The 24749-nt window shown below is 48.2% G+C and carries 27 protein-coding genes; 15 read left to right on the forward strand and 12 right to left on the reverse strand.

Annotated features, from left to right (window positions below):
* From HHL17_RS18950 to HHL17_RS18955, 3 genes are read left to right on the forward strand one after another with little or no spacing between them, the layout of a single operon-like run.
* On the forward strand, window positions 1-174 hold the full coding sequence (locus tag HHL17_RS18950; RefSeq protein ID WP_169226378.1) for a hypothetical protein: 174 nt from the start codon (window positions 1-3) through the stop codon (window positions 172-174).
* A gap of 36 nt (window positions 175-210) precedes the next feature.
* Window positions 211-339, forward strand: a complete 129-nt coding sequence (locus tag HHL17_RS33755; protein WP_262889087.1) for a hypothetical protein — start codon at window positions 211-213, stop codon at window positions 337-339.
* The gene (locus HHL17_RS18955; protein WP_169226379.1) at window positions 336-2033 is read left to right on the forward strand and encodes a sodium:solute symporter; all 1698 of its coding nucleotides are present in this window, start codon (window positions 336-338) and stop codon (window positions 2031-2033) included. Before HHL17_RS33755 ends, HHL17_RS18955 begins: the two co-directional genes overlap by 4 nt.
* An 86-nt stretch (window positions 2034-2119) precedes the next feature.
* On the opposite strand, the gene HHL17_RS18960 is transcribed toward HHL17_RS18955, so the two are convergent.
* The 5 genes from HHL17_RS18960 to HHL17_RS18980 all read right to left on the reverse strand — a co-directional run bounded on the left by HHL17_RS18960 (window position 2120) and on the right by HHL17_RS18980 (window position 5693).
* Window positions 2120-2971: a DUF2911 domain-containing protein gene (locus HHL17_RS18960; protein WP_169226380.1), complete on the reverse strand. Its 852-nt coding sequence runs from the start codon at window positions 2969-2971 to the stop codon at window positions 2120-2122.
* A 38-nt stretch (window positions 2972-3009) separates the two neighbouring features.
* The gene (locus tag HHL17_RS18965; RefSeq protein ID WP_168874273.1) at window positions 3010-3666 is read right to left on the reverse strand and encodes a response regulator transcription factor; all 657 of its coding nucleotides are present in this window, start codon (window positions 3664-3666) and stop codon (window positions 3010-3012) included.
* 133 nt (window positions 3667-3799) lie between these two features.
* A complete protein-coding gene (locus HHL17_RS18970; RefSeq protein ID WP_169226381.1) occupies window positions 3800-4594 on the reverse strand; it encodes a sensor histidine kinase in 795 nt (264 codons plus the stop codon).
* Entirely contained in the window at window positions 4581-5264 is a 684-nt protein-coding gene (locus HHL17_RS18975; RefSeq protein ID WP_169226382.1) for a hypothetical protein, read from the reverse strand. Before HHL17_RS18975 ends, HHL17_RS18970 begins: the two co-directional genes overlap by 14 nt.
* A 9-nt stretch (window positions 5265-5273) precedes the next feature.
* A complete protein-coding gene (locus HHL17_RS18980; protein WP_169226383.1) occupies window positions 5274-5693 on the reverse strand; it encodes a hypothetical protein in 420 nt (139 codons plus the stop codon).
* A 387-nt stretch (window positions 5694-6080) separates the two neighbouring features.
* Here HHL17_RS18980 and HHL17_RS18985 point away from each other — a divergent pair, with 387 nt between their 5' ends.
* The gene (locus HHL17_RS18985) at window positions 6081-6971 is read left to right on the forward strand and encodes a hypothetical protein (RefSeq protein ID WP_169226384.1); all 891 of its coding nucleotides are present in this window, start codon (window positions 6081-6083) and stop codon (window positions 6969-6971) included.
* Window positions 6972-7042: 71 nt separating this feature from the next.
* Here HHL17_RS18985 and xerD read toward each other — a convergent pair whose 3' ends face one another.
* Window positions 7043-7954 (reverse strand): site-specific tyrosine recombinase XerD, encoded by a 912-nt coding sequence (gene xerD, locus HHL17_RS18990; RefSeq protein WP_240975911.1) that lies wholly within the window; start codon window positions 7952-7954, stop codon window positions 7043-7045.
* A gap of 56 nt (window positions 7955-8010) precedes the next feature.
* Between xerD and HHL17_RS18995 the strand changes: the two genes are divergently transcribed.
* On the forward strand, window positions 8011-11466 hold the full coding sequence (locus HHL17_RS18995; RefSeq protein WP_169226385.1) for a pyruvate carboxylase: 3456 nt from the start codon (window positions 8011-8013) through the stop codon (window positions 11464-11466).
* Between the two features lie 315 nt (window positions 11467-11781).
* Here the strand turns inward: HHL17_RS18995 and HHL17_RS19000 are convergent, their stop codons facing one another.
* A complete protein-coding gene (locus HHL17_RS19000) occupies window positions 11782-12198 on the reverse strand; it encodes a nucleoside-diphosphate kinase (RefSeq protein WP_169226386.1) in 417 nt (138 codons plus the stop codon).
* Window positions 12199-12362: 164 nt separating this feature from the next.
* On the opposite strand from HHL17_RS19000, the gene HHL17_RS19005 reads away from it, so the two are divergent.
* Window positions 12363-13367 (forward strand): DHH family phosphoesterase, encoded by a 1005-nt coding sequence (locus HHL17_RS19005; RefSeq protein WP_169226387.1) that lies wholly within the window; start codon window positions 12363-12365, stop codon window positions 13365-13367.
* Window positions 13368-13406: 39 nt separating this feature from the next.
* Window positions 13407-14297, forward strand: coding sequence for an FKBP-type peptidyl-prolyl cis-trans isomerase (locus HHL17_RS19010; RefSeq protein WP_169226388.1), 891 nt, complete (start codon window positions 13407-13409; stop codon window positions 14295-14297).
* 384 nt (window positions 14298-14681) lie between these two features.
* Here the strand turns inward: HHL17_RS19010 and HHL17_RS19015 are convergent, their stop codons facing one another.
* Genes HHL17_RS19015 through folP form a run of 3 tightly spaced genes read right to left on the reverse strand, consistent with a single transcriptional unit; the run spans window position 14682 to window position 16805 of the window.
* Complete coding sequence (locus tag HHL17_RS19015) at window positions 14682-15077, reverse strand: thiol-disulfide oxidoreductase DCC family protein (protein ID WP_169226389.1); 396 nt, start codon at window positions 15075-15077, stop codon at window positions 14682-14684.
* A gap of 31 nt (window positions 15078-15108) precedes the next feature.
* Entirely contained in the window at window positions 15109-15921 is an 813-nt protein-coding gene (locus HHL17_RS19020) for a diadenylate cyclase (protein WP_168874263.1), read from the reverse strand.
* Window positions 15922-15941: 20 nt separating this feature from the next.
* A complete protein-coding gene (gene folP, locus HHL17_RS19025) occupies window positions 15942-16805 on the reverse strand; it encodes a dihydropteroate synthase (RefSeq protein ID WP_169226390.1) in 864 nt (287 codons plus the stop codon).
* 187 nt (window positions 16806-16992) lie between these two features.
* Between folP and HHL17_RS19030 the strand changes: the two genes are divergently transcribed.
* The 7 genes from HHL17_RS19030 (at window position 16993) to HHL17_RS19060 (ending at window position 21939) form a co-directional block, all read left to right on the forward strand.
* Window positions 16993-17541: a DUF1599 domain-containing protein gene (locus HHL17_RS19030; RefSeq protein WP_169226391.1), complete on the forward strand. Its 549-nt coding sequence runs from the start codon at window positions 16993-16995 to the stop codon at window positions 17539-17541.
* A 40-nt stretch (window positions 17542-17581) separates the two neighbouring features.
* On the forward strand, window positions 17582-18664 hold the full coding sequence (locus tag HHL17_RS19035; RefSeq protein ID WP_169226392.1) for a BT_3928 family protein: 1083 nt from the start codon (window positions 17582-17584) through the stop codon (window positions 18662-18664).
* Window positions 18665-18670: 6 nt separating this feature from the next.
* Complete coding sequence (locus HHL17_RS19040; protein WP_169226393.1) at window positions 18671-19723, forward strand: ABC transporter permease; 1053 nt, start codon at window positions 18671-18673, stop codon at window positions 19721-19723.
* 128 nt (window positions 19724-19851) lie between these two features.
* Complete coding sequence (locus tag HHL17_RS19045; protein ID WP_169226394.1) at window positions 19852-20364, forward strand: RNA polymerase sigma factor; 513 nt, start codon at window positions 19852-19854, stop codon at window positions 20362-20364.
* The gene (locus HHL17_RS19050; protein ID WP_169226395.1) at window positions 20354-20869 is read left to right on the forward strand and encodes a hypothetical protein; all 516 of its coding nucleotides are present in this window, start codon (window positions 20354-20356) and stop codon (window positions 20867-20869) included. The genes HHL17_RS19045 and HHL17_RS19050 overlap by 11 nt, the downstream gene beginning before the upstream one ends.
* A gap of 42 nt (window positions 20870-20911) precedes the next feature.
* Window positions 20912-21427 (forward strand): DUF4252 domain-containing protein, encoded by a 516-nt coding sequence (locus tag HHL17_RS19055; protein ID WP_169226396.1) that lies wholly within the window; start codon window positions 20912-20914, stop codon window positions 21425-21427.
* 2 nt (window positions 21428-21429) lie between these two features.
* Window positions 21430-21939, forward strand: a complete 510-nt coding sequence (locus tag HHL17_RS19060; RefSeq protein ID WP_169226397.1) for a DUF4252 domain-containing protein — start codon at window positions 21430-21432, stop codon at window positions 21937-21939.
* 9 nt (window positions 21940-21948) lie between these two features.
* Here HHL17_RS19060 and HHL17_RS19065 read toward each other — a convergent pair whose 3' ends face one another.
* Both HHL17_RS19065 and recF read right to left on the reverse strand, forming a co-directional pair.
* Window positions 21949-22236, reverse strand: coding sequence for a DUF721 domain-containing protein (locus tag HHL17_RS19065; RefSeq protein WP_169226398.1), 288 nt, complete (start codon window positions 22234-22236; stop codon window positions 21949-21951).
* A 183-nt stretch (window positions 22237-22419) separates the two neighbouring features.
* Entirely contained in the window at window positions 22420-23496 is a 1077-nt protein-coding gene (recF, locus tag HHL17_RS19070; protein WP_169226399.1) for a DNA replication/repair protein RecF, read from the reverse strand.
* A gap of 210 nt (window positions 23497-23706) precedes the next feature.
* Here recF and pdhA point away from each other — a divergent pair, with 210 nt between their 5' ends.
* Complete coding sequence (gene pdhA / locus HHL17_RS19075; protein ID WP_317166580.1) at window positions 23707-24717, forward strand: pyruvate dehydrogenase (acetyl-transferring) E1 component subunit alpha; 1011 nt, start codon at window positions 23707-23709, stop codon at window positions 24715-24717.
* Window positions 24718-24749: the final 32 nt, after the last annotated feature.

Below are 24749 nucleotides of genomic sequence, written 5' to 3' on the forward strand. Positions count from 1 at the left end.
ATGGCTGGTAAACACGCACAGAACCGTCCCAGGCTAAGGATTGCAGCGATCCTGTGTATCCTGCTGGGACTGTTCATCGGATTTGAGATAAAGAGGGTCCACATCGGACTGCTGATTGGTATCGGCCTTGGTTTGCTGACTGGAAGCATGTGGACCAAAAGTTCAGACGATTGAATCAATTTTTAAATCTCTAAATATCAAAATATCCAAATGGCTACAGGTCCGGAAGAAGAGAAACCACCACTGTTCCCAACCTGGCGTTACTGGTATGCACTGGTGATAGCCTGGCTGGTTTTACTGATCGTTCTCTTCTATCTATTCACCAAAACATATTCATGAGTTCATTAGACTGGGTGGTACTGATTGCCACTCTCACCATCATTATATTATACGGGATCTGGAAGAGCCGGGGGAAGCAAAGCATGGAAAGCTACTTTCTCGGTAACCAGTCTATGCCCTGGTATATTGTGCTGTTGTCTATTATCGGCACACAGGCCAGTGCCATCACGTTTATTTCAGCGCCCGGACAGGCTTATACCGACGGGATGCGTTTTGTCCAGTATTATTTCGGCCTGCCATTGGCGATGGTGGTGCTATGTATCACTTTTGTCCCGATCTTTCACAAGCTGAAAGTGTATACTGCTTATGAGTTCCTGGAGAAACGGTTCGATCTGAAAACCAGAACACTGACCGCTTCGCTGTTCTTAATACAAAGAGGGCTTTCTACCGGGATCAGTATCTGTGCACCGTCTATCATCCTGTCGTCCCTGCTGGGGTGGAACCTCTACTGGACGAACATGATCATGGGCGGCCTGTTGATCATTTACACCGTGGCGGGCGGTACCCGCGCGGTGGCTTATACGCAAACATTGCAACTGGCCATTATTTTCGGCGGCATGTTCCTGGCCGGCTGGATGGTGGTACATCTGCTGCCGGCGGATATCGGCTTCAAACAGGCCTTACAGGTATCCGGTAAAATGGAGAAGCTGAATGTGATTGTAACCAAATTTGACTGGAACGATAAATACAATATCTGGAGTGGATTGATAGGAGGCTTTTTCCTGGCGTTGTCCTATTTCGGGACAGACCAGTCACAGGTGGGACGTTATCTCACCGCTAAGTCGGTAAAAGAAAGCCGTATGGGGCTGCTCATGAATGGCCTGGTGAAAGTGCCTATGCAGTTCCTCATCCTGTTGATTGGCGCTATGGTGTTTGTGTTTTATCTCTATTTCCGTGCACCCATTTTCTTCAATGAAGCACAGTTGGCAAGAGTGCGGAATACCGCACAAGGCCCGGCTTTGGCGCAACTGGAAAGTCAATACGGACAACTGGCCACACAGAAACAGCAGCAGGTGAAACAGCTGGCGGCCGCCCTGGAACAGGACGATGCTGCGGCTGCGGCCACCGCCAAAAAAGTGTTGAAACAAACCGATGAGCAGGCACAGGCCGTAAGGGCTGAGGCGCTGTCATTGATGAAGAAGGCTGATCCCGCTGCCGATACTAATGATACTAACTATATCTTCCTGCATTTTGTGGTCAATAACCTGCCTAAAGGGTTGGTGGGATTATTGATCGCGATTATTTTCCTGGCGGCATGGGGAAGCATTGCTGCCGCCCTCAATTCACTGGCTTCTACTACTGTGATCGATATCTACCAGCGCCTGTATAACGGTAACGCCACTCCGGAGCATTACCTGCGCGTGTCCAGGTTATGGTCACTGATATGGGGTGTATTTTGTATTGTGGTGGCGCAGTTTGCCAGTGGCCTGGGAAGCCTGATCGAAGTGGTGAATGTGCTGGGATCGTGGTTTTATGGCGTAACATTAGGCATCTTTATGGTGGCCTTTTACCTGAAACGGTTGGGAGGCACAGCTACTTTCTGGGGTGCCATTGCGGCGGAAGCTGTAGTACTGGCGATGTATGGAACGGAACAGGTGTCTTTTCTCTGGCTTAACGCCATCGGATGTGTACTGGTGGTGGTATTTGCCCTGATGATACAGCCCTTTGTAAAACAAAAAGCAACAACGGTTTAATATTTCAGCATAAGAGAAATAAAAAAGCAGCGGGTAAATTATACCCGCTGCTTTTTTTGTCGCATATTTTATAGCCGGAACTAAAATTATTTCAGTGTGGCCAGCAGTTTGTTGTTCAGTGCTACGTAGTCGTCGTTCTTCGCAGCTTTAGCCAGTTCGATGGATTTCAGTGCAGCTTCTTTAGCAGCATTTTTGTCGTTGGCTTTAGCATAGATTTTTGCTTTCTGATGCCAAACCCAGAATGCATCAGGGCTCTGTGCAGCAGCGGCGTCTATCCATGTTTTAGCTTTGTTGATGTCCAGGTTGTGCTCGAGGTAATAAACGGCAGACTGGAAGTAAGGCTTTTTATCGCCGGGAGCGGCCATGGCAGCATCGATCTGACCCAGGACTTTGTTCTGGATATCAGCAGTGATGGCTACTGGTACTTTTACTTTGTCCCAGCTGATCACCAGGTTCATAGAAGATTCTTTCACATCTTCAAAACCGATGGTAAAGCTTTCCTGTGCGCCTTGTGCTACTGGTTTTACCTGTACGCGGGCTACGTCATTTTCCTGCTTGTACAGAGACGGGCTGTTCACGTCCAGGCTGCTGGTGAGGATAACGGTCCATTGTTGTGCACCCGGAATGGTAAGCAGACCGTATTTGCCGGCTTTTACCGGTTTGCCGCCGAAGCTCACGTCTTCTCCGAAAGTGATAACGGTCGGGGAGTTCGCGCCGGTTCTCCATACTTTGTTGTAGGGAACGATATCGCCCATGATCACCCTGCCTTTTTTTACCGGGCGGGAATAGTTCAGTTCCACGCTGGAGAGAGCGAAGTCTTGTTTTACAGTCTGGCCGGGGCTTGGAGCCGGCATCTTAATACCCTGTGCTACAGAAGCACCAGCATATAACAGCAGCATGGCAGCGGCTGATGCGGTGAAGTTCCTTACAGTTTTCATATATAGTGTATAATTGGTGGCAAAAGAAAGGGAAGGTATTATTCAATAAGCCCGTTACGGAAAGCGTATAATACAAGGCCTACGCTGTTTTTGACGTTCAGCTTTTCCAGCAGTTTTTGACGGATGCCTTCTACAGTGCGCGGGCTAAGGAATATCTGTTCAGATATTTCCTGTGTGGTCAATTCCTGACAGATAAGTTTCAGCACTTCCTGTTCACGATCGTTGAGCTGTATTTCGTTTTTAAGTGTAGGCTTGAATTGTTGTTTATTCTTGTGTAGAACTTTCTTTAATAAGGCCAGGTTTACGTTTTCATTAAAATAGAAGCCTTTCTCATAAGTGGTGCAAATGGCTTCATAAATTTCTTCCGGGTCCGCATTTTTCAGCAGATAGGCATTGGCGCCGTTTTCCACGAGGTGAACGATGAAGTTGTCGTCTTCATACATGGTGAGAATAATCACTTTAACGTCAGGATACTTCTCCTTTACTTTAATGGTAGCCTCAATGCCGTCCATGTTGGGCATTTTCAGGTCCATCAGAATTACGTCCGGTTGTTGCTGTTCCATATGCTGTAACAGATGCAGGCCGTCATCCGCTTCAAATACAAAGCGGATATTGTCATATGGTACCAGCGTGTTGATCACTCCACTGCGGAAGATCTTATGATCGTCAGCAATAGCCACTTTTATGTGCGCCATAGTGAACAGTTTATAGAGAAATAAATTATTTTTTAGTTAATAAATTACTGTGAGTCATGTTGTTACATATGGGTACAACAAAACCGGATGGCAATTTAGTAATAAAACAACATATCCATTCACTATTCTGTACCTAAACCTGATAATTTTCTACGGTAATGGTAGCGAGTGTGCCAATTGGATCGCCCGCGGCGAAGGTAATATTTCCGCCGATTATATTGAGACGGCTCTCGATGTTTTTGAGGCCCAGGCTTCCGGTTTTCTTTTTGTTGGCATCCAGTGAAGGTAATAGTAGTCCATTGCCATTGTCAGCAACCGTGATTGTCAGCAGGGAAGGGGTAGTCTGGTAGGTGATGGTCACCTCTGTTGCCGCTGCATGTTTCAGGATATTGTTGATCAGTTCCTGTACCACGCGGTATACGTTCAGTGCTTTTTCCATGTCTACCGGTTGAGGGTTGTCGGTTACCCGGAAATGGATTTTGACTGCCTTGTTTTTGTTCATCAGACTGCAGAATGAATCCAGCGCATGGGCCAGGCCAAGGTTCTCCAGCGCCTGGGGGTGCAGGCTTTGGGAGATGAACCGCAGCTGTTGTATGATAAGGTCTGTGAAGTCTTTGGTTTCTTTCAGTCTTTCCGCTTCTCCGTTGCCGGTTTTCAGTAATGGCATCAGTCCGCCGATACTGAGTTTCAGTACAGATAACTGCGCGCCTACTTCATCGTGCAGGTCTTCCGCAATACGTTTGCGTTCCTGTTCCTGCCCCTGTAACACCGCCACCAGTCGTTCCCGTTGCAATTGCAGATCTTTGTCCCTGATCAGCAGCTTGTGTTGTATAACCTGTTTTTGTTGGAACATCACGAGCAAAATCACGATCACTCCAAGGATTAACATTACTGTAGTACCAATTACAATAATATCAATTGTCTGCATACCCTAACCTTTTAGTTTTTGTGAGGCCAATATACAGCAGAATCATGGCAATTATACCAACAATATAATTTATACTGAGGAGAGTGAGCACCATGGTTTGCTGTGCGTCTTTGGGTAGCTGGATGAGGTTGTAGCTGATAGAAAAGAGAAATGAACTACAGAAATAGATAAAGACGCCAGAACTATACCAGAATTCAGGGAGTGTGTTGATATAAATGGCTTTTTCCAATAGTTCCCGGTCAGTCAACAGCTGGAGGAAAAAGATAACGCCGTAGGCGATAATGATACCGGATTTTAGTCCGGCACTGATGGAGTTATAGGACTGGATGCCTTCAAATTTGAGGAAGTCGGCGATACACAATCCGAGAACAAGAATAGGCAAATAGGTAATAAGTTGTTTGACTGTTTGGTGTTTAATGATGGTCCAATAGAAGCAGGAGAGGAGGAGAAACTGTATAAAGTTCATCATGCTGAACAACCACATGTTGTTCATACCCATTCTGGCTGTAATAGCAGATCCCACCGCAAAAACCACGCTGCTAAAGATGTAGTAGCACATCCATTTGCTGGCAGCGTCCAGCGCTTTGAATTTTAACAGGAAGGGGATCAAAATTAAAGCTTCGATCCCCATCATCGTGTAAAATATACCAAGGAATATATTCAGATTCACGTTTTTCCTTTATTGGGTGGGTGGTTTAGTACCTCCGCCAGAACAATAAGCCGGGCAGGGAAGGCCTTGGTCGAGAATGCGGGCGGTAGTCATGCTCTTGGCAACGGAACCGGTGGCAGGGTCTCCTCCTGGAGGAAGGATATCGTTACCATCGCTGTCAACGGCTACCAGCACCATTTTCTTTTCTTTGATACCATCACCGTCTGTATCGATTTTCAGACCATAATAAATCCTCAGTGCGGTGCAGTCAGGATGATTCAACAGTTCCATCACTTTGTCCTTACCGAAACACATGGCTTTTACGTGCGTGCCCATGGATTTCTGCTGGGCATGCTCGTCGTCATGGTTCTTACACAATGTTTCCATTTCCTCCCTGGAAATGAAACCTCCTGCATCGGCAGGAATTGGTTGTTTAGTAGAATCGCTCATAAATGTGGGTAGTTTAAGGTTTTGGGGTAAAATTATTACAATATTACATGTTTGCAAGATTGGTTGTGTGAGAGGGTCTTTTCCCCCTAAAACCGCCCTGTGACCGGAAATATAGCATGGAAGAGGATTGCGCCTGAAAAGAGGTTAACAGGGAACACTGAAATAGCGTAACACTCACTTAAAAATGCGTATTTATACGCATTTATTTTTTTCAGGTTTACAACGCTTGATTAGCATCCTGATGTTGTTAATCTTTGTACCTGCAACCGGATCGAACGAACTGTTACACATATCGGATCAGTCAGCACTAGGGCCTTTCTACCATGTTTGTTTTTAAGTTTAGTATGCAGCGGGTTTCTATCATTGCCCCCTTTAAAATTAAAAACCATGAGTTACCTGTTAATTGGAAACATCTCTGCACTTATCTGTGACGACTGCATTGAGCCCCTCGCGCAGGCACGGATACGTGTTTACCTGCCGGACACCCGTTACCCGGCTGCCAACCCCAAAGGAATATTCAGTGATCTGCAACCATTGTCAGCCAAAGAAGTATTGATGAAAGCAGACCGCCTGCTGGCGGAAGCTTCATTGGATGAACAAGGCAATTTCACCTTGTCCTGGAAACAGGAGCATCTTTTTACAGAACCCCTTGAGTTAGACCTCTGCCTGGATACACTCCCCGGCAAAACCGGTATCCAGCAACCCCGCAATTTTCATCTGTGTACAGCCGTGCTACACTGGAAACGCAGTATTAACGGTTATATCGGGGCCTATGCCTACGTTGTTCCTTCCGCCATCTGGAATACCATCCAGGGAGAAGCCGGCGCCTGGGTGATCACCGGTACTGTCAAACAACGCCGGGAGACAGGAAATGACCAGCCACCACTACGCGTGGAGGCGTTCAATGCCCTCTCCGGTAAAAAGATCGGTACTGCTATTACGAATGAATATGGCCGTTATACACTGCGTTTTTCCCGGAAAGACCTTTACCATGGCACGTTACAGCCCATCAGGCAAGGGCGCCGGCATATGGGACCTGACGTATATTTCCGTATATATAATAATGACAAACTGGTATTGTCAGAAAATGAATCACATGCTTCCTCGCCGGAAAGACAAGACCTTCCACCGTGCAGTTGCGTCAACCTGGTATACCGTCCGTCTGTGGTAAAATGGGCATCAGGACAGATACAGGGATGGATCAACGATATGAAAGTCATCGCCGGTAAAAGCAGAAAGAAACGCGAGCAGCTGCACCTGAGCAACGCACTGTTTTAACTCCCTATAGAAAAGTATTTTGTTTGACCCCTTTTTTATCGTGTACCAGCCGCCTTCGGGCGGCTGTTTGTTTAAAACCGGGGATGAAAACGGGAGAGGGTGTCCCGCAGGTATTCCCTGTCGAGATGCGTATAGATCTCTGTGGTGGATATGCTTTCATGCCCGAGCATCTGCTGCACGGCCCGCAGGTCCGCCCCGCCTTCCACCAGGTGTGTGGCAAAAGAATGCCGAAACGTATGTGGCGACACATTTTTTTCAATGCCTGCCAGTTTGGTCAGCTCCTTGATCACCAGGAAAATCATCACGCGACTGAGTGGCCCGCCGCGGCGGTTGAGGAACAAGGTATCTTCTTCACCGTGTTTAACGGGCATGTGTATACGTACATTGCGCCGGTAAACATCAATATGCCGCATGGCATCACGGCCAATCGGTACCATCCTTTCTTTATTGCCCTTGCCTACCACCCGTATAAACCCCACGTCCATATGCAGCTGGGTGATCTGCAGATTAGTGACCTCGCTTACACGCAGGCCGCAGCTGTACATCGTTTCGAGAATGGCTTTGTTACGGTGGCCTTCGGCTGTGCTGAGGTCTACCTGTGCAATGATTTTTTCTATCTCTTCAAAGCTCAGCACGTCAGGCAGTTTACGCTGCAGCTTGGGCGCTTCCAGCAACTGTGTCGGGTCGTCCTGTGTCATGTCTTCCAGCAGCAGGAACTTGTAAAACGCTTTGATGCCGGAGATGGTCCGCGCCTGGGAAGCTGGTGTCATGCCCAGTTTGGACACCCATTGTATACAGCCCTGTAAGTCGGACAGGGTGATATCCTGCGGGCGCAGTTTCTCTCCACCATGCGCCTGGAGATACTGCTCCAGTTTCTCTACGTCGCGCAGATAGGCCTCTACGGAGTTGTCCGACAGCGACCGCTCCAACTTCATATAGCCTTTAAATAGTTTCCGGAATGATTCCCACATAATTGAAGGCAAGTTAAAAGTTTTATCCTATTTTTAATGATACCAGTCTTTATAACAACCCTTCATTTATGTCTGCCCCAGTTTTCAGAAAAATAAACAAGCTGCTTGTGGCCAACCGTGGCGAAATCGCTGTACGGGTACTGAGGGCCGCCGCTGAATTACGTATCCGGACGATTGCCGTGTTTACGTATGAAGACCGTTATTCACTACATCGCTACAAAGCGGATGAAGCTTACCAGATAGGTCGTGATGATGACCCGCTGAAGCCGTATCTGGACATTGAAGCCATCATCAACCTGGCGAAGATGCAACAGGTGGACGCGATCCATCCGGGCTACGGTTTCCTCAGTGAAAATGTACAGTTTGCCCGCCGCTGCAGGGAAGAAGGCATCATATTCGTTGGCCCTTCACCGGAAATCATGGCGCAGCTGGGCGATAAAGTAGCGGCGAAGGTGATCGCACGGGAGGCGGAAGTACCACTGATCGCGGACAGCCAGGTGCGGCTGACAGATATAAGCATCGTTTTACAGGAGGCTAAGCGTATAGGCTTCCCGGTGATGCTGAAGGCCGCTGCCGGCGGAGGCGGTCGCGGGATGCGCATGGTAGCGGAAGAATCAGCCCTGGAAAGAGCTTTTCTGGAAGCGCGCAGCGAAGCTGCTAAAGCTTTCGGTGACGATACCATCTTCATCGAGAAATTCATCGAAGATCCCAAACATATAGAAGTGCAACTGATGGGGGACCAGCACGGCAACATCGTACATCTCTATGAACGCGACTGCTCCGTGCAACGGCGGTTTCAGAAAGTGGTGGAGATTGCTCCGTCGCCCAACCTGCCGCAACACACCCGTGATAAACTGTATGAGTACGCCTTGCGCCTGGCGCATAAAGTGGGATTCGACAACGTAGGCACCGTGGAGTTCCTGGTAGACAGGGCTCACCATATTTATTTTATAGAAGTCAACCCGCGTATCCAGGTGGAACATACCGTTACCGAAGAGGTGACGGGCATCGACATTGTACGCTCGCAGATATTAATAGCGGAGGGGCACCGGCTGTCGGACCCTGAAATATTTCTCAAAGGACAGGAGGACGTACGGCTCAATGGTTTTGCCATTCAGTGCCGTATTACCACAGAAGATCCGGAAAACAATTTTAAACCGGACTATGGCACGGTGATCGCCTACCGTAACGCCGGCGGTTTTGGGATACGGCTGGATGAAGGCAGCACTTACTCCGGTGTAAAGATCTCACCCTTCTTCGATTCTATGCTGGTGAAGGTGACGGCCTGGGGCCGCACACTGTCAGGCGCTTCCAGCCGCCTGCACCGTACGCTGCGGGAGTTTCGCATCAGAGGGGTGAAAACCAATATCCGTTTCCTCGAAAACGTGATCACCAATGATGTCTTCAGAAAAGGTAACTGTACCGTCGCCTTTATTGACCAACACCCTGAGCTGTTTAAATTGTCGCAGATACGGGACAGAGGCACCAAGACGCTGATGTACCTCGCCGATGTGACGGTGAACGGGCACCCTGATGTAAAAGGCAAAGTGGAAAACAAGACGTTCCGTACGCCGGAGATCCCGGCTTATGAATCATTGCAGCCTTATCCGGCCGGTATGAAGGACCGTCTGCAGCAAATGGGGCGGGAAGGGTTTGTGCATTGGCTGCGGGAAGAAAAACCGGTCTATTATACAGATACCACCTTCCGGGATGCGCACCAGAGTTTGCTGGCCACCCGGGTACGTACCAGGGATATGCTGGCCGTAGCTGAAGGGTATGCCAAAAACAACCCGGAGATATTCTCCATGGAAGTTTGGGGTGGGGCCACCTTTGATGTAGCGATGCGTTTTTTGCATGAGTGCCCGTGGCGACGACTGCAACTATTGCGCAAAGCTATGCCTAACATGTTGCTGCAGATGCTTTTCCGTGGGGCTAACGCTGTCGGCTACTCGGCATACCCCGAAAACCTCATTGCTGCGTTTATAGAAAAGGCCGCAGAGAACGGGATCGATGTGTTCCGCATTTTCGACTCGCTCAACTGGGTGGAGGCGATGGCGCCGAGTATCCGGTTTGTACGGGAACGCACCAACGCTGTTGCCCAGGCGGCCATCAGTTACACCGGTGATGTGCTGCGGCCGGACAATAATAAATATACCCTTCAGTATTATACAGACCTGGCCCGTCGCCTGGAAGATGCCGGTGCGCATATGCTGGCAGTGAAGGACATGGCCGGACTGCTGAAGCCGGAAGCGGCGTCAGTCCTGATCGGGGCGCTTCGGGACGCGGTGAAGCTGCCCATTGTGCTGCATACACACGATACGGCGGGTATACAGGCGGCCACTTATCTTAAAGCTATCGAAGCCGGCGTGAATGTGGTGGACACGGCGATAGCCTCGCTCAGCGGCCTTACCTCACAGCCTAATCTTAACTCGCTGGTAGCCATTATGGATGGGCACCCACGTGGCCGGAAGATGAACCTCGCTTCCCTGAATAAGTATAGCAACTATTGGGAAGATGTACGGGAGTACTACTATCCGTTTGAGTCGGACATGAAGGCCGGTACGGCGCAGATATATGAGAATGAGATCCCTGGCGGACAGTATTCCAACCTGCGGCAGCAGGCAGAGTCACTCGGATTGGGAGATAAACTGGAACAGATCAAGCGCAACTATGCGGTGGTCAACCAGCTCTTTGGCGATATCGTAAAGGTCACGCCGAGTTCGAAGGTGGTCGGCGATATGGCTTTATTCATGACCAGCAATCAGTTAACTGCCGGCGACGTGCTGGATGCTTCGCGTAACCTGGCTTTCCCTGCTTCCGTGAAAGGGTTTTTCCGGGGAGAGCTGGGCGTACCTTTCGGTGGTTTTCCTGCTGAGCTGCAACGGATTGTGCTGAAAGGAGAAAAGCCGATAGAAGGTAATCCCAATGCGCAGTTGCCGCCGGTGGATTTTGAGGCGGACTTCGCCGGCTTCCAGGCGAAGTACCCGCATGCGGAGTTTCTGGACTACCTCAGTTACCAGATGTTCCCGAAGGTGTTCGATGAGTACTATCAGCATGCGATGATCTTTGGTAACGTAGAGGCCATTCCCACGCCTGCTTTTTTCTATGGGTTGAAGCAGGGAGAAGAGATATTGATCACCCTGAGCAAGGGCAAGACCATTATTGTGAAGCTGTTGTATGTGTTGCCGGCCGACGAGCATGGGATGCGGACGGTGGTATTTGAGCTGAATGGTTATGCCCGTCGTGTACAGGTGAGGGACCTTGCTGTGAAGAGTGTGGCGGTGGTGAACCGGAAGGTGTCTGACGCTGCGGTGGAAATTGGGGCCCCATTGCCGGGCCGGTTGTCCCGTGTGTTGGTGGAAGCCGGGGCGACAGTAACACCTAATATGCCATTGTTTATCATCGAGGCAATGAAGATGGAAACAACGGTAACGGCTACCCGAAACGGAAAGGTGAAGGCAGTGCTGTTAGGGGAGGGAAGTATGGTCCAACAGGATGATTTGGTGGTGGAAATGGAGAAATAGGCTTTTGTTGATGTAGCTACTTTAGATGATTTAGTTTAAGTAATTGTAAATCAGTTTTCTATTATGACTGTATTTTTGTCCGAAAAGCTACTTTTAGCGATGGGAATGGGTCGTTTTGAGGGTTGAAAATCAACCGGTTTTACTTATTTGGCGGCTGGTTTTTGTCAAATGTCTGCTTATTGGAACTGTAACTTTAATATAGGTTAATCAATTTATTTAAAATCAATAAATTATATCGTAGGATATTTAGGTTACAGACAAAAAAAATAACCTGGCCTTGGCCAGGTTATTTTTTGCTTTTCCGTTGAACGGAGATTAGAATTTTTCGAGGCCGCTGAAGAAGAAATCTCCTTCGATAGTAGCGTTCTCATCAGAGTCAGAACCGTGAACAGCGTTACGGCCGATAGACTCAGCGTATTTTTTACGGATGGTACCTTCTTCTGCGTTAGCAGGGTTGGTAGCGCCGATCAGTTTACGGAAGTCTTCTACTGCATTGTCTTTTTCCAGGATAGCTGCTACAATGTGGCCGCTGCTCATGAATTCTACCAGTTCGCCATAGAAAGGTCTTTCTTTATGCACTGCATAAAATTCACCCGCCTTGGCTGCAGACAGTTGCGTCATTTTCATGGCTACGATGCGGAAACCTGCGGCATTGATCATGTTCAGGATGCCACCAATATGCCCGTTTGCTACCGCATCAGGCTTGATCATTGTAAATGTTCTGTTGTTCATATTTGTTTTATTCCGAATTACAGATTAGGCCGCAAAAGTAATTACATTTTCTTTAGCGGTAAAAAATTTTGAAATTCTGGCTCAAATAAAGATCTTCGCACTTCATTTTCTGTCACAATTTATTGGTTGTGACGAGAAATTAGTCTTAACATTACAGTTTTTGAATGAAGCCGATCGAGGAAATTAAACCATTACTGGAAGCGCCTAAGAAAATGGTGATTACGATGCATCAGAAACCAGATGCGGATGCCATGGGGTCTTCACTGGCATTATACCATTATCTGATTCAGAAAGGCCACCAGGTAACGGTCATTTCTCCTACTAATTTCCCGGACTTTTTAAAGTGGATGCCAGGAGCGGAGGGTGTGATTGATTTTGAATCTTCTACAGACAAGGCGATGGAGGCACTGAAAGACATTGAACTGCTTTTCTGCCTGGATTTCAACGCGTTGTACCGTACCAAGAATATGGCGCCGCATCTGGAAGCTGTTAAATGCACAAAAATACTGATCGATCACCATCTGGAACCGCAGCCGGATTTTGAGTACGGGGTAAGTGATACTTCCGCCAGCTCTACGGCGCAACTGGTGTACGAAACGATTTATAAGCTGGGAGACGAAAAGTTCATTAATCTGGACATTGCCCAGTGTATATATGCTGGTACGGTGACAGATACCGGTTCCTTCCGTTTTGCATCCACTACCGCCCGGGTACACCGGATGGTAGCCGACCTGATGGACAGAGGACTGCGTCATGAGATCATCCACCAGGAGATCTATGACAATTTCCTGGAGAACCGCCTCCGTTTTCTCGGGCATAGCCTGTTGAACCGTATGGAGGTATTCTATGAGTACAACACGGCCATGCTCGCCATTCCTTATTCCGATTTGAAGCGTTTCGACCTTCAGACCGGTGATACAGAAGGGCTGGTCAACTTCCTGCTGTCTATTCAGGGTATTAAGATGGCCGCTTTGATCATCGACCGTAACTCAGAAGTGAAGCTGTCATTCCGCTCCAAAGGCAATTTTGATGTGAACACCTTCGCCCGCAGGTATTTCGAGGGAGGAGGCCATTTCAACGCCTCCGGAGGAAGAAGTACTGACTCCCTCGAGAAAACAGTGAACCGGTTCATCAAGGCTGTCGAAGAAAATGAAACCCTTTTACAATAGTCTAACTGTTACAAGTATATCAACTACTAATACAATCAAATGAAAAGAAACAATCAGTTATTAGTTGCAGCGTTCGGCTTACTGATAGCCAGCTGCGGAACGGGTGGCGGCGTTAAGAAGACACCAGGCGGTATTGAATATATCGTCCACAAATCCGGCAGCGGAGCACAACTGAAGCTGGGAGATACTGCCCTGATGAATGTGACGCAGCGTATCAACGACTCTATTCTGGGCGAGTCCCGCAAAATCGTTGGTGCTGCAATCCCTGTTCTGATTTCCAAACCACAGAACAAGTTCGACCTGATGGAAGGACTGGCGCTCCTGCATGAAGGTGACAGTGCTACCTTCGTAATTCCCTGGGATTCATTGCCAGTTAACGAACGTCCTCCCTTCGGTAAAAAAGGTGATAAGCTGAAAATCACTTTCGCGGTAGAAAACAAATTCTCTGCTTCTACCCAGAAAGACAAAGATGAGAAAGCTATCAAGGAATACATGGAGAAAAACAAAATTAACGCTACCAAAAATCCTGATGGCATATACATCGCTATCCAACAGGAAGGTACCGGTGCAACTCCTAATACCGGCGATACCGTTGTAGTACACTACACTGGTAAACTGACTTCCGGTAAAGTATTTGATTCCAGCCAGGATTCTACCCTGCGTCCAGGCATGCCTTTAGAACCTATCAAATTCCCGATCGGTCAGGGCTTCGTTATCAAAGGATGGGACTCCGGTCTGAAAGGCCTGAAAAAAGGTACCAAAGCTACCCTGCTGATCCCTTCTACAATGGCTTACGGTTTACAGGGCAGCCCTCCGGCAATTCCTGCTAACTCTATTCTGGTTTTTGATGTACAGTTGGTAGACATTAAAGCTGGTGCTCCGGTACCTCCTCCGCCACCACCGCCACCGCCAGCTCCTGCTAAAAAATAATCCTGCTTCGGCAGTGACAATAAAAAAGCCTCCCACACAGGGAGGCTTTTTTTATGGGAATAAATTGGAGGGATATATTGTTCATGGGATGGACCATTACCGCGAATGCATCATGTTTCGCCGGGGGTATCATATTCCCCCATCCCGTCCCAGGGCTGAAGCCCTGGGACGGGATGTTATTCAATTTCTTTCTGAATATGGGGCCAATTCATTTACGCAGAACAATATCATAGCCTGGGACTTTAATAAGATACAGCATGAACGAGAGAGCTCATACTCCGAAAGAAATTGAATAACATCTCAGCCCAGGGTTTTAACCCTGGGAATTCGGGACGGGGAATCCGGGACGAGAATCCCGCATCCCCGGAGCATTTAATACATATTTTATTCAAGGAAACGGCTCCTGATTTCCGGTGTGGGAACCATACAGCTGTCTTTCCTGCCAAACCAACGGTAACGGTTACGCGCAATCATGTTATATACGCCATCCCGTATAAAACGGGGGACCGCTATCCCGGCATACAGCAGTTTCCACGGGAAGGGTAGTTGCCGGGCCACCCGGAGGGCAGCCGTACTTTTCGTATAAGCTTTACCGTTTTGAACCAGTATAAAGGACTCCAGCTGAGTGATATCTATTTGATGGTTCGCTGCCAGCGTAGCTGCGGCGGCAGACTGCAACGGGGCAAACCGGAAACGTCCCCGGTGGTCATGCCGTATCACAAAATTGATACTGGCATTACAGAAGTTACAGACTCCATCAAATAATATAACATCCATCATTTAAATCGTTGTACCGTTTACGTTAAATGTCTCACGCATAACCATCGATCAGCACCTCATACAGTTTTACTTTAAGGTCTTCCAGTGAAACATCGGTCACCAGGTTACCGTCCTGTGCATAAGCGATGGTACCTCTTTCTTCAGAAACGATAATGGCCAGGTTATCGCTGTGTTCTGTGATCCCTACGGCCGACCGGTGACGCAGGCCCACCCGGGTAGGCAGGTTGGGATTTTCGGAAACCGGCAGGATCACCTTGGCAGCCAGTATCTTATTGCCCACGATGATCAGGGCGCCATCGTGCAGCGGACTGTGTTTGTCGAAGATGCTTTCTATGAGTTTAGCGCTCACATTACCATCGATCGTGATGCTGGAAGCCGTGTCGAACTTCAGGCGGTAGGTAGTGGCAATCACAATCAGCGCACCGGTAAAGGTGGCCTGCATATGACTCACTGCTACAATCACTTCATTGATAATATTCTCTTCGTCCTTATAGCTTTTGAATTTGTCAGGCAGAAACAGCTTGGTCAGAAAGCTGTCTTTGCTCAACGGGGTCTTTTTGCCCAGCACCAGCAGGAATTTTCGTATCTCGGGCTGGAATATAATAATGATGGCAATGATGCCGACATTGATAAAGTTTTGCAGAATACTGGTGAGGATGGGCATTTGCAGCGCACGTACCAGGAAGAAGGCGGCGTATACCATCAGCAGGCCGACAAAAATATTGAAAGCCAGACTGCCTTTCAGCAGACGGTATAGCTGTATAATCAGAAAAACTACGATCAGCAGGTCCAAAACATTCAGCCAGCGAAACTCATATCCATAAAATTGTATTACTTCCTTCATAGTTGTAAAAATACTAAGATTTAATTGCCTTTCATTTTCTCTGTGATCCTGACTGCTTCTACGGCTGCTTTTACATCATGTACCCGCAGCAGATGGGTGCCATGCAACAGTGCGATGGTATTAAGTACGGTGGTGCCATTCAGCGCCTCCGCGGGCGTGATGCCTAAAAATTTGTGAATCATTGATTTGCGGGAAATGCCCGTCAGTACCGGCACGCCCAGTATCTCATGGAAAAGGGACAGGTCTTTCATCAACGCGTAGTTGTGTTCCAGCGTTTTCCCGAAACCGAACCCCGGATCAGCGATGAAGTCACGGATGCCCGCAGCACGGCACTGGGCCAACTTATGGGTCATATAGTCCAGCACTTCACGCACCACATCTTCATACTGCGGTTTATGTTGCATCGTGGCGGGTTCCCCCTGCATATGCATCGCAATATAGGGTACCTGCAGGCGTCCTGCCACGGGGATCATGTCTTTATCCAGGTCACCGGCACTGATATCATTGATGATGGCGGCACCGGCATGAATGGTCTTTTCCGCAACGCTGGCATACCAGGTGTCAATCGAAATAATGGCTTGGGGGTAATGGTTCAGAATAGCGTGGATGGCTGGCAGGAGCCTGTTCAGTTCTTCCTCCGGGCCTAGCATGGTGGCGCCCGGACGGGTGCTCTGCGCCCCCAGGTCCAGTATGGCAGCGCCTTCCTGCAGGTGTTGCCCGGCTTTCTCTACTACCTGGTGCAGCCCGTGCATCCGGCTGCCTTCATAAAACGAATCGTCAGTAACATTGATGATACCCATCACTACCGGCCTGGCCAGCGATAACAGCTGTCCCCGGCAATTGATGGTCGGCTCCCGTAAGGTATTGATATGGTGTGGTCTCATTTAATGGTTTTTATTCTTTATTTTGCCCTCTGAATCGCTGTTCACAAATTTAAGTAATGCAAAATAAAGGAATTACACATGCAAAGCAGCAAAATGGTTAAAGATCAGAGACTTTGATTTGTAGGTTTTGTTTACGATCTTTATCAGATTGCTCCTTCGGGTGTAATGCACTGTTACGTTTAGGACCATGAATACATTAGTACAATACGACGCCGCGGTTACCGGCTGCAAAGACATTTTTATCAAAAAAACCAAAGATTACGGTACTTCCTGGAGGGTATTACGTCCCATTTCAGTGGTAGATCAGATCTTTATCAAAGCGCAGCGTATCCGCAACCTGCAGGAGATAGGCGTACAGAAAGTAGAAGACAACATCGAAGGAGAATTCAAAGGGATCGTCAACTACGGGGTGATCGGGCTTATTCAGATGGAACAAAACGGCAACCCCTATACGGATTTGCCCGTGGAAGAAGTGGAACAGCTTTATAACAAATACATTCAACAGGTGAAAGCGGTCATGGAAGATAAGAACCACGACTATGGCGAGGCCTGGAGGGATATGAGCCAGGAATCTTTCGTAGACCTCATTCTGACCAAACTACTGCGTATTAAACAGATCCTCCGTAACCAGGGTAAAACCCTGATCTCGGAAGGGATTGATGCCAACTATACAGATATTATCAACTATGCATTGTTTGCGCTGATCAAGATCAGCGAAAGTAGCCCAGGACTTTAGATTCCTGGGATGTCGAATTCATTAACCATTAAACTATTTTATGAAAGTTGTCCTGAACCTATTGCGGATTATTGTAGGAGTACTGTTTATTTTTTCAGGCCTGATCAAAGCCAACGATCCATTGGGCCTTAGTTATAAGATGGAAGAGTTCTTTGAGGTGCTGCACCTTACTTTTCTGTCGCCCTATTCCCTTGCCTTCTCGGTGATCATGAACGCTTTCGAAATCATTGCCGGCGTGGCCGTGCTGATAGGATACCGCATGCGTATCTTCTCCGTGCTGCTGTTGCTGCTGATCCTGTTCTTTACTTTCCTCACCGGTTATGCGCTCTTCAGCGGCACTATCCGCGAATGCGGCTGTTTCGGTGATTGCATTAAGCTCACCGCTGAACAAACCTTCTGGAAAGACGTGGCGCTGCTGGTAATGATACTGGTGATTTACTTTTATCGTAAAAGCGTACAACCATTGTTTAAAGGAGCGGGGCTGGTGCTGTTATTGTCAGCGATTGCTTCGTTTGGCGTGCAATGGTACACCCTTCGCCATCTGCCGTTTATCGACTGTTTGCCCTACAAAGTAGGTAATAATATACCGGAGAAGATGAAGCTGCCTCCCGGCGCCACTCCGGACGTGTTTGAGATGATCTTCATCTATGAGAAGAATGGTCAGAAGAAAGAATTTACAGCGGATAACTATCCCTGGTCAGACAGCACTTGGAAGTTTGTGGACCGTAAAGACAAACTGATCAAAAAAGGAAACGCTGAACCGGCTATCAAAGACTTCATCCTCACGGATGCCGATGGCGTTAATCAAACCCAGGCAATCCTCAGCGAAGAGAAACCGGTATTTCTGTTCCTCGTACAGAACGTAGAGAATGCGGGTGAGGGTTGGGATAATAAAATGAAAGCCCTGCAACAGGAATGGAAAAATCAGGAAATACTGATCTATGGTGTTTCTGCGTCTACCAAAGAACAGATCGCTGCATTCAAACAACAGCACGGGCTGGAGTTCCCCTTTGTACAGATGGACGGCGTGGCTATTAAAACAGCCGGCAGGGCCAATCCATGCCTGATCGAACTGAAAAAAGGTACCATTAAAGGTAAATGGCATTATAACGATATTCCGTAAGACACTATGTTACGCTTTCTTCTCCGGAAAACAGGATATGGGTTGCTGGTACTGCTGGGCGTGGTAGTGGTGGTGTTTTTCCTGTTCAACGTGCTGCCTGGTGATCCGGCCCGGCTGACGCTCGGTCAGCGGGCAGATGTGTCTTCCCTTGAGAACGTCCGTAAAGAACTGCACCTCGACCAGCCGGTGGGAGTGCAGTTCCTGCTTTATCTCAACGACCTGTCGCCCGTTGGTGTGCATCCGCTCGCCGAGGCACGGGAAAACCTGCATTATGTAACCCTGGCACAGCTGTCAGGCGAAAAGATACTGGTGCTTAAAACGCCCTACCTGCGCCGTTCCTATCAGGGCAAGAAGCCGGTATGGGAAATCCTGACGGAGGCACTGCCGGGTACGTTGCTGCTGGCTACCGCAGCCATGCTTTTTGCGACGGTGGCCGGTATCGGGCTGGGCGTATTGTCTGCCGTTAAACAAAACACCTGGATGGACACCAGTGCGGTGTTTGCCAGTGTGATCGGTATTTCGGCGCCTTCATTTTTCGCTGGTATCGTACTGGCTTACCTGTTAGGATTTGTACTCAGCAGCTACACCGGTCTGCATATGACCGGCAGCCTGTTTGACATTGACCCGTTCCGCGGCAGGGTGCTGAACCTGCGCAACCTGGTACTGCCGGCGCTTACGCTCGGCATACGTCCGCTGGCTATTATCGTGCAGCTCACCCGCAGTGCTATGCTCGATGTATTGCATCAGGACTATATCCGCACGGCATACGCCAAAGGGCTGTCCCGGCGGGTGGTGATCTGGCATCATGCGCTGCGTAATGCGCTCAACCCGGTGATCACTGCCATCACAGGCTGGTTTGCCGAACTGCTGGCGGGAGCTTTCTTTGTGGAGTACATCTTTGGCTGGAAGGGGATCGGTAAGGTCACGGTAGATGCGCTCGACAAATTTGACTTCCCGGTAGTTATGGGCGCTATTCTGTTTACCGCCGGCATCTTTGTGCTGGTCAACATCCTGGCTGATATGTTGTATTCAGTGGTAGATCCGAGAATTAAATTGTAAGCTGTTTATAACCAATCATCTATCATAACTTTGTTTCCCGGGCTGGAAGGCCTGGGAATTTTTTTTTAGAAATGTTGTAACATCGTCTTTATTGAGTCGTCTTCTCATTATAAAACGCAATATCCCGCATGTCATTGGACTTATTTCTTAACCAGGTCGTTCCCGTCAGGCAAAAGCTTTTCCGCTTTGCATACCGCTTGCTGGGTAATGAAGAAGACGCGCAGGATATTACACAGGACGCACTGATGAAGGTGTGGAGCCAGCAGGAGAAGATGCCGGAGTTGCAGAATATGGAGGCCTGGTGTATGCGGATTACGCGCAACCTGGCGCTGGACAAAATCAAATCAAGGAAATACCGTCTGGCGGATGAACTGGACAGGGCAGGGGAAGTTCCATCAGCTCAGCACAGTCCACATACCATGGCAGAGAAAAATGATGTCATGGTAAAAGTAAGACGGATCATTCACGAGCTACCGGAGAAATACCGGACCATCATTCAGTTAAGGGACATGGACGGTTATTCCTATCAGGAAATCGCCGACATCCTGGAGCTGGACATGAACGACGTAAAAGTCAACCTGCACCGGGCCCGCAAGGCGGTGCGGGAGAAACTTCAAAACATACAGGTATATGGATTATAATCACATCATCGCTTTACTGGACCGGTATTGGGAAGGGGAAACCACCCTGGAGGAAGAGGCGTTGCTACGCCGGTTTTTCAGCGAGTCCCACCCTGATATGCCGGAACCATTGCAGGAAGCAGCCCCCTTGTTTGGCTTCTTCCGCGAAGAAATGGAAAAAGAACAGGCGTTGGAGGAATTGCTGCCGGAACCGAAGATACCGGTGGAAACCAGTCCCGCTAAGGTAGTGCCCCTGTCACCTTTCCGCCATTGGATGAAGTATGCAGCAGTGTTGCTGATGGCTGTCGGCATGGGCTATGCCATGAAACAGCACCAGCGGCAGGAAATAAAGGTCCATATCGCGGAAATACAGCAGCAGAAAGAGGAAGAGGAAACAAGAATGGCTTACCTGGAAACGAAGAAAGCATTGCAACTGCTGGCCAAAAACCTGAACAAGGGAACAGAAAAGATGCAGAAGCTGGCTTACTTCAATGAAGCGACCGGCCTCATTACAGGAGCTAATTAAAACGACGCCCATTTTAAAACCTGATATAAAATCCAGAAGAAGATGAAACGTTCACTTTTATTGCTGGTAGCGGTTTTTGCCAGTATGCACCTCTTTGCGCAGAGTAGCATAGACCGCTTCTTCCAGAAGTACGAAAACGACCGGAATTTTACCCTGGTCAGTATCACACCCAAAATGTTCTCCATGTTTTCCAAACTGGATATGAACGATCCCGATGCCAAAAACCTGATGAGGGTGGTACAGAAGCTGAAAGGATTGCGTATTCTGGCTAAAGACAACACGAAAGACGGACAACGGCTTTACAAGGAGGCCGCGGTGTTGCTGACCGGTGACTTTGAGGAACTGATGACCGTAAGGGACAAAGACAGTGACCTGAAGTTTATGGTGAAGGAAAACAGCCGGGGAAACATTAATGAGCTGATTATGCTCGTTGGTGGTACCAATGATTTTTTGGCCATGAGCCTGGTGGGGGACATTGATCTGAATGAAATATCACAGATCGCCAACGCTGTCAACATCCAGGGGATGGACAAACTCAAGAACCTTAAAAAGAAATAACCATGAAAAAATTATTGTTAGGTGGTTGTTTACTGCTGGCCAGTGTTTCCACCGTACTTGCCCAGGACAGATCGCTGCGTGAATTCCGTAATAAATACCGGGGAAAGGCAGATGTGATCAGTGTTAAAGTTGGCAGCTTTCCGTTGCGCCTGGCGGGTTTTGTGATGTCATTCTCCAGCGGGGATGAAGATGTAAAAAAGCTCCGGCCTATCTTAAAAGATGTCCGTAAGATTAAGGTGCATACCATTGAAAACCCGCAGGGGGCCAATGTTAGCAACGAAGACGTAGCAACGCTGATGCAAAGGCTGCAAACAAAAGATCATTTTGAAACCCTGATGGAAGTACGTGACAAAGGTAACCTGGTGCACATACTGAATAAAGGAAAAGAGGATGAATTGGGTAACGTGGTGATGCTGATACAGGAAGACAATGAATTCCTGATGGTCAACCTGCAAACGAATCTTAAGATCGCTGATATCAACCGCCTGATCAATCAGTTTGCCTCCAACTGATAACTGTCACTACCGGATCATCACTTCCTTTACCACATTTTCCCCCAGCATTTCATTCACCAGTTTGATGATCTTGTCTTTGGAATAAGTTAATTCCTGTTTTAAAGGTGCCACCGAAGTTGTAATGATGAGTTTCTGCTCAATCAGCTGGACATCTTGTGTATAGCGCGCAATGGTTTTGCCCATGATCTTCTCCCAGTTCTCCTGAATGCGAACTTCAGTAAGACGGGGTTTAAGGCGGCTTTTGTTCATAAATTCCCGGAGGGCATCTCCGATACTGGTTGTTCCGTGGCGCATGGCGTCAAAGCTACGAATATTTTGTTATTTGATTATTTTGAAATTTGGTTATTTACGGGATTCTCAAGTGTGTGGGGCTTCTTCCTGATTAGAAATGTATACATGTCAATGCCTGTCATTAAATACGAAGACTTCACCGTTAAAGAACCCTGTAAATAACCAAATTTCAAAATGACCAAATAACTAAATGCTGATGAGCTGTATCGTTTGACCTGTTCCTTCGAAGCTGTGCTGCAAGCGTTCTGCGTGGGTGTCTGTAATGAAGACCTGGCCATAGGAGGGACCGGCCACCAGTGAGATGAGGCGGCTGACACGGTCCTGGTCCAGTTTTTCAAATACATCGTCGAGCAGGAGCAGGGGCGCAAATTGTTTGAACTGTCTGATCACTTCGAACTGTGCGAGTTTCAGGGCAAAGAGAAAACTTTTGCGTTGTCCCTGTGAGGCACTGCTTTTCATGGGATGCTCATTGAGCAGGAACAGCAGATCATCGCGATGAATGCCGGTGGAGGTCCGTTGCAACTGAAGGTCCTTGAAGCGGGCCGCCCGCAGTTGGGCCGCATAGTCTTCTTCCTGCAAGGTGCATTGATAGCGGATGCTCACCACCTCGTGGGTGCCTGCAATGTAGTCGTACAGCTGTTGTACCTGTGGAATAAAGCCTGTCAGAAAAGCGCGCCGTTGTTCGAAGACGGGGATGCCATGGTGGACCAGTTGTTCATCAAACACGTCCAGCAGGCTGTGTTCTTCGCCGGTGCCGGTCATATTTTTCAGGAGCGTGTTACGCTGCACCAGTATTTTCTGGTAAGCGATCAGGTGCTCGAGGTAGTCGGGATAGAGCTGGGAGAGAAGGGTGTCGAGCCATTTGCGGCGTTCCTCGCTGCCGCCGAGGATGATTTCCGCATCGTCCGGTGCGATGATGACAGCAGGGAACTGTCCGATATGACGGGAAAAGCGGTCGTATTTTTCGTCGTTAAGGGCTATTTCTTTTTTACCGTCTTTCACCGTACAGACAATTTTTGCTGGTTGGCCCTGTTTGTCGAAGTCACCTTCGAGGCGGAAACCATTGGTCTGGTACTGGGTGTTCTGGCTTTCGTTGCTGGTAAAATAGCTGCGGGTGAAGCAGAGGTAGTAGATGGCATCGAGCAGGTTGGTCTTACCGGAGCCGTTTCTGCCGGTGATGCCTACCACCCGTTGGTCGAACCGGAAGTCCTGCCGGGTGTAATTTTTAAACTGTACGAGTGATATTTTCCGGATATGTAGCAAAGAAAATAATTATGTGTATAAAAAAATATGCAAATTCTGCAATATTTATAACTGATAAAGATCCGTATCAGTGGGCCTTTATCTGACAATAAAGTGCAATTAAATGCAAAACTGTTTGAAATTGATGAATTTGCATAATTTAATACTAATTGGATTTGATATTTACATTTTAGGATTTTCCTGTTATATTTGCCAACAAATTTAGAAAGAGTGCAAACTAAAACAGACGTGAAGACGAAATTCACCAAAGAGACATATCTGTACTGGTATGAATTGATGCTTTTGCTGCGCCGCTTTGAAGAAAAGACAGGCCAATTGTACGGAATGCAAAAAATCCGTGGCTTTTGTCACCTGTACATCGGTCAGGAGGCAATTGCTGCTGGTGCAATGACTGCGACGAAACCGGAAGATAAATTCATCACCGCGTACCGTGACCATGCTTTGGCAATTGCCAAGGGTATTTCTGCCAAGGCTTGTATGGCGGAGATGTATGGTAAAGCAACCGGATGTTCAAAAGGTAAGGGAGGTAGTATGCACTTCTTCTCCAAAGAGCACAACTTCTTTGGCGGACATGGTATCGTAGGTGCCCAGATTGGTACCGGTGCGGGTCTGGCGCTGGCGGAGCAGTACCAGGGTACTGACAACGTGGTGCTGTGTTTCTTCGGTGATGGCGCTGCCCGTCAGGGTATGCTCCATGAAACCTTTAACATGGCGATGACCTGGAAACTGCCGGTGATCTTTATTTGTGAGAACAACATGTACGCGATGGGTACTTCCGTAGAACGTACTTCTAACGTATTGGATATCTATAAACTCGCTGACGCGTACGAAATGCCGGCCGATTCTATCGACGGTATGAGCTGCGAAGCAGTGCACGAAGGTGTGGACAGAGCGGTAAAACGTGCCCGCGAAAATGGCGGCCCAACCCTGTTGGAAATCAAAACTTACCGCTACCGTGGCCACTCCATGAGCGACCCTGCTAAATACCGCACTAAAGAGGAACTGGAAGAGTACAAACAGAAAGATCCGATTCAACAGGTGTTGAACGTTATTGAGAAAAACAAATGGGCTACTGAAGCTGAAATTGAAGCCATCAACGACCGTGTTAAAGCGGAAGTGGAAGAGTGCGTTCAGTTCGCAGAAGAATCCCCCTGGCCGTCTGACGATGAACTGCTGAAAGACGTTTATGTTCAGGAAGATTATCCTTTCATCGTTGACTAAAGCTTAATAGTACGCAGCAGTTAGCTTTTTAC

The sequence above is a fragment of the Chitinophaga fulva genome, assembly GCF_012927205.1.
GTDB lineage: Bacteria > Bacteroidota > Bacteroidia > Chitinophagales > Chitinophagaceae > Chitinophaga > Chitinophaga fulva.

What these genes read in the sequence shown, in the direction of transcription:
- HHL17_RS18950 (WP_169226378.1), top strand. Translation starts at nt 1, where the DNA reads ATGGCTGGTAAACACGCACAGAACCGTCCCAGGCTAAGGATTGCAGCG.
- HHL17_RS33755 (WP_262889087.1), top strand. Translation starts at nt 211, where the DNA reads ATGGCTACAGGTCCGGAAGAAGAGAAACCACCACTGTTCCCAACCTGG.
- HHL17_RS18955 (WP_169226379.1), top strand. Translation starts at nt 336, where the DNA reads ATGAGTTCATTAGACTGGGTGGTACTGATTGCCACTCTCACCATCATT.
- HHL17_RS18960 (WP_169226380.1), bottom strand. Translation starts at nt 2,971, where the DNA reads ATGAAAACTGTAAGGAACTTCACCGCATCAGCCGCTGCCATGCTGCTG.
- HHL17_RS18965 (WP_168874273.1), bottom strand. Translation starts at nt 3,666, where the DNA reads ATGGCGCACATAAAAGTGGCTATTGCTGACGATCATAAGATCTTCCGC.
- HHL17_RS18970 (WP_169226381.1), bottom strand. Translation starts at nt 4,594, where the DNA reads ATGCAGACAATTGATATTATTGTAATTGGTACTACAGTAATGTTAATC.
- HHL17_RS18980 (WP_169226383.1), bottom strand. Translation starts at nt 5,693, where the DNA reads ATGAGCGATTCTACTAAACAACCAATTCCTGCCGATGCAGGAGGTTTC.
- HHL17_RS18985 (WP_169226384.1), top strand. Translation starts at nt 6,081, where the DNA reads ATGAGTTACCTGTTAATTGGAAACATCTCTGCACTTATCTGTGACGAC.
- HHL17_RS18995 (WP_169226385.1), top strand. Translation starts at nt 8,011, where the DNA reads ATGTCTGCCCCAGTTTTCAGAAAAATAAACAAGCTGCTTGTGGCCAAC.
- HHL17_RS19000 (WP_169226386.1), bottom strand. Translation starts at nt 12,198, where the DNA reads ATGAACAACAGAACATTTACAATGATCAAGCCTGATGCGGTAGCAAAC.
- HHL17_RS19005 (WP_169226387.1), top strand. Translation starts at nt 12,363, where the DNA reads ATGAAGCCGATCGAGGAAATTAAACCATTACTGGAAGCGCCTAAGAAA.
- HHL17_RS19010 (WP_169226388.1), top strand. Translation starts at nt 13,407, where the DNA reads ATGAAAAGAAACAATCAGTTATTAGTTGCAGCGTTCGGCTTACTGATA.
- HHL17_RS19015 (WP_169226389.1), bottom strand. Translation starts at nt 15,077, where the DNA reads ATGATGGATGTTATATTATTTGATGGAGTCTGTAACTTCTGTAATGCC.
- HHL17_RS19020 (WP_168874263.1), bottom strand. Translation starts at nt 15,921, where the DNA reads ATGAAGGAAGTAATACAATTTTATGGATATGAGTTTCGCTGGCTGAAT.
- folP (WP_169226390.1), bottom strand. Translation starts at nt 16,805, where the DNA reads ATGAGACCACACCATATCAATACCTTACGGGAGCCGACCATCAATTGC.
- HHL17_RS19030 (WP_169226391.1), top strand. Translation starts at nt 16,993, where the DNA reads ATGAATACATTAGTACAATACGACGCCGCGGTTACCGGCTGCAAAGAC.
- HHL17_RS19035 (WP_169226392.1), top strand. Translation starts at nt 17,582, where the DNA reads ATGAAAGTTGTCCTGAACCTATTGCGGATTATTGTAGGAGTACTGTTT.
- HHL17_RS19040 (WP_169226393.1), top strand. Translation starts at nt 18,671, where the DNA reads ATGTTACGCTTTCTTCTCCGGAAAACAGGATATGGGTTGCTGGTACTG.
- HHL17_RS19045 (WP_169226394.1), top strand. Translation starts at nt 19,852, where the DNA reads ATGTCATTGGACTTATTTCTTAACCAGGTCGTTCCCGTCAGGCAAAAG.
- HHL17_RS19050 (WP_169226395.1), top strand. Translation starts at nt 20,354, where the DNA reads ATGGATTATAATCACATCATCGCTTTACTGGACCGGTATTGGGAAGGG.
- HHL17_RS19055 (WP_169226396.1), top strand. Translation starts at nt 20,912, where the DNA reads ATGAAACGTTCACTTTTATTGCTGGTAGCGGTTTTTGCCAGTATGCAC.
- HHL17_RS19060 (WP_169226397.1), top strand. Translation starts at nt 21,430, where the DNA reads ATGAAAAAATTATTGTTAGGTGGTTGTTTACTGCTGGCCAGTGTTTCC.
- HHL17_RS19065 (WP_169226398.1), bottom strand. Translation starts at nt 22,236, where the DNA reads ATGCGCCACGGAACAACCAGTATCGGAGATGCCCTCCGGGAATTTATG.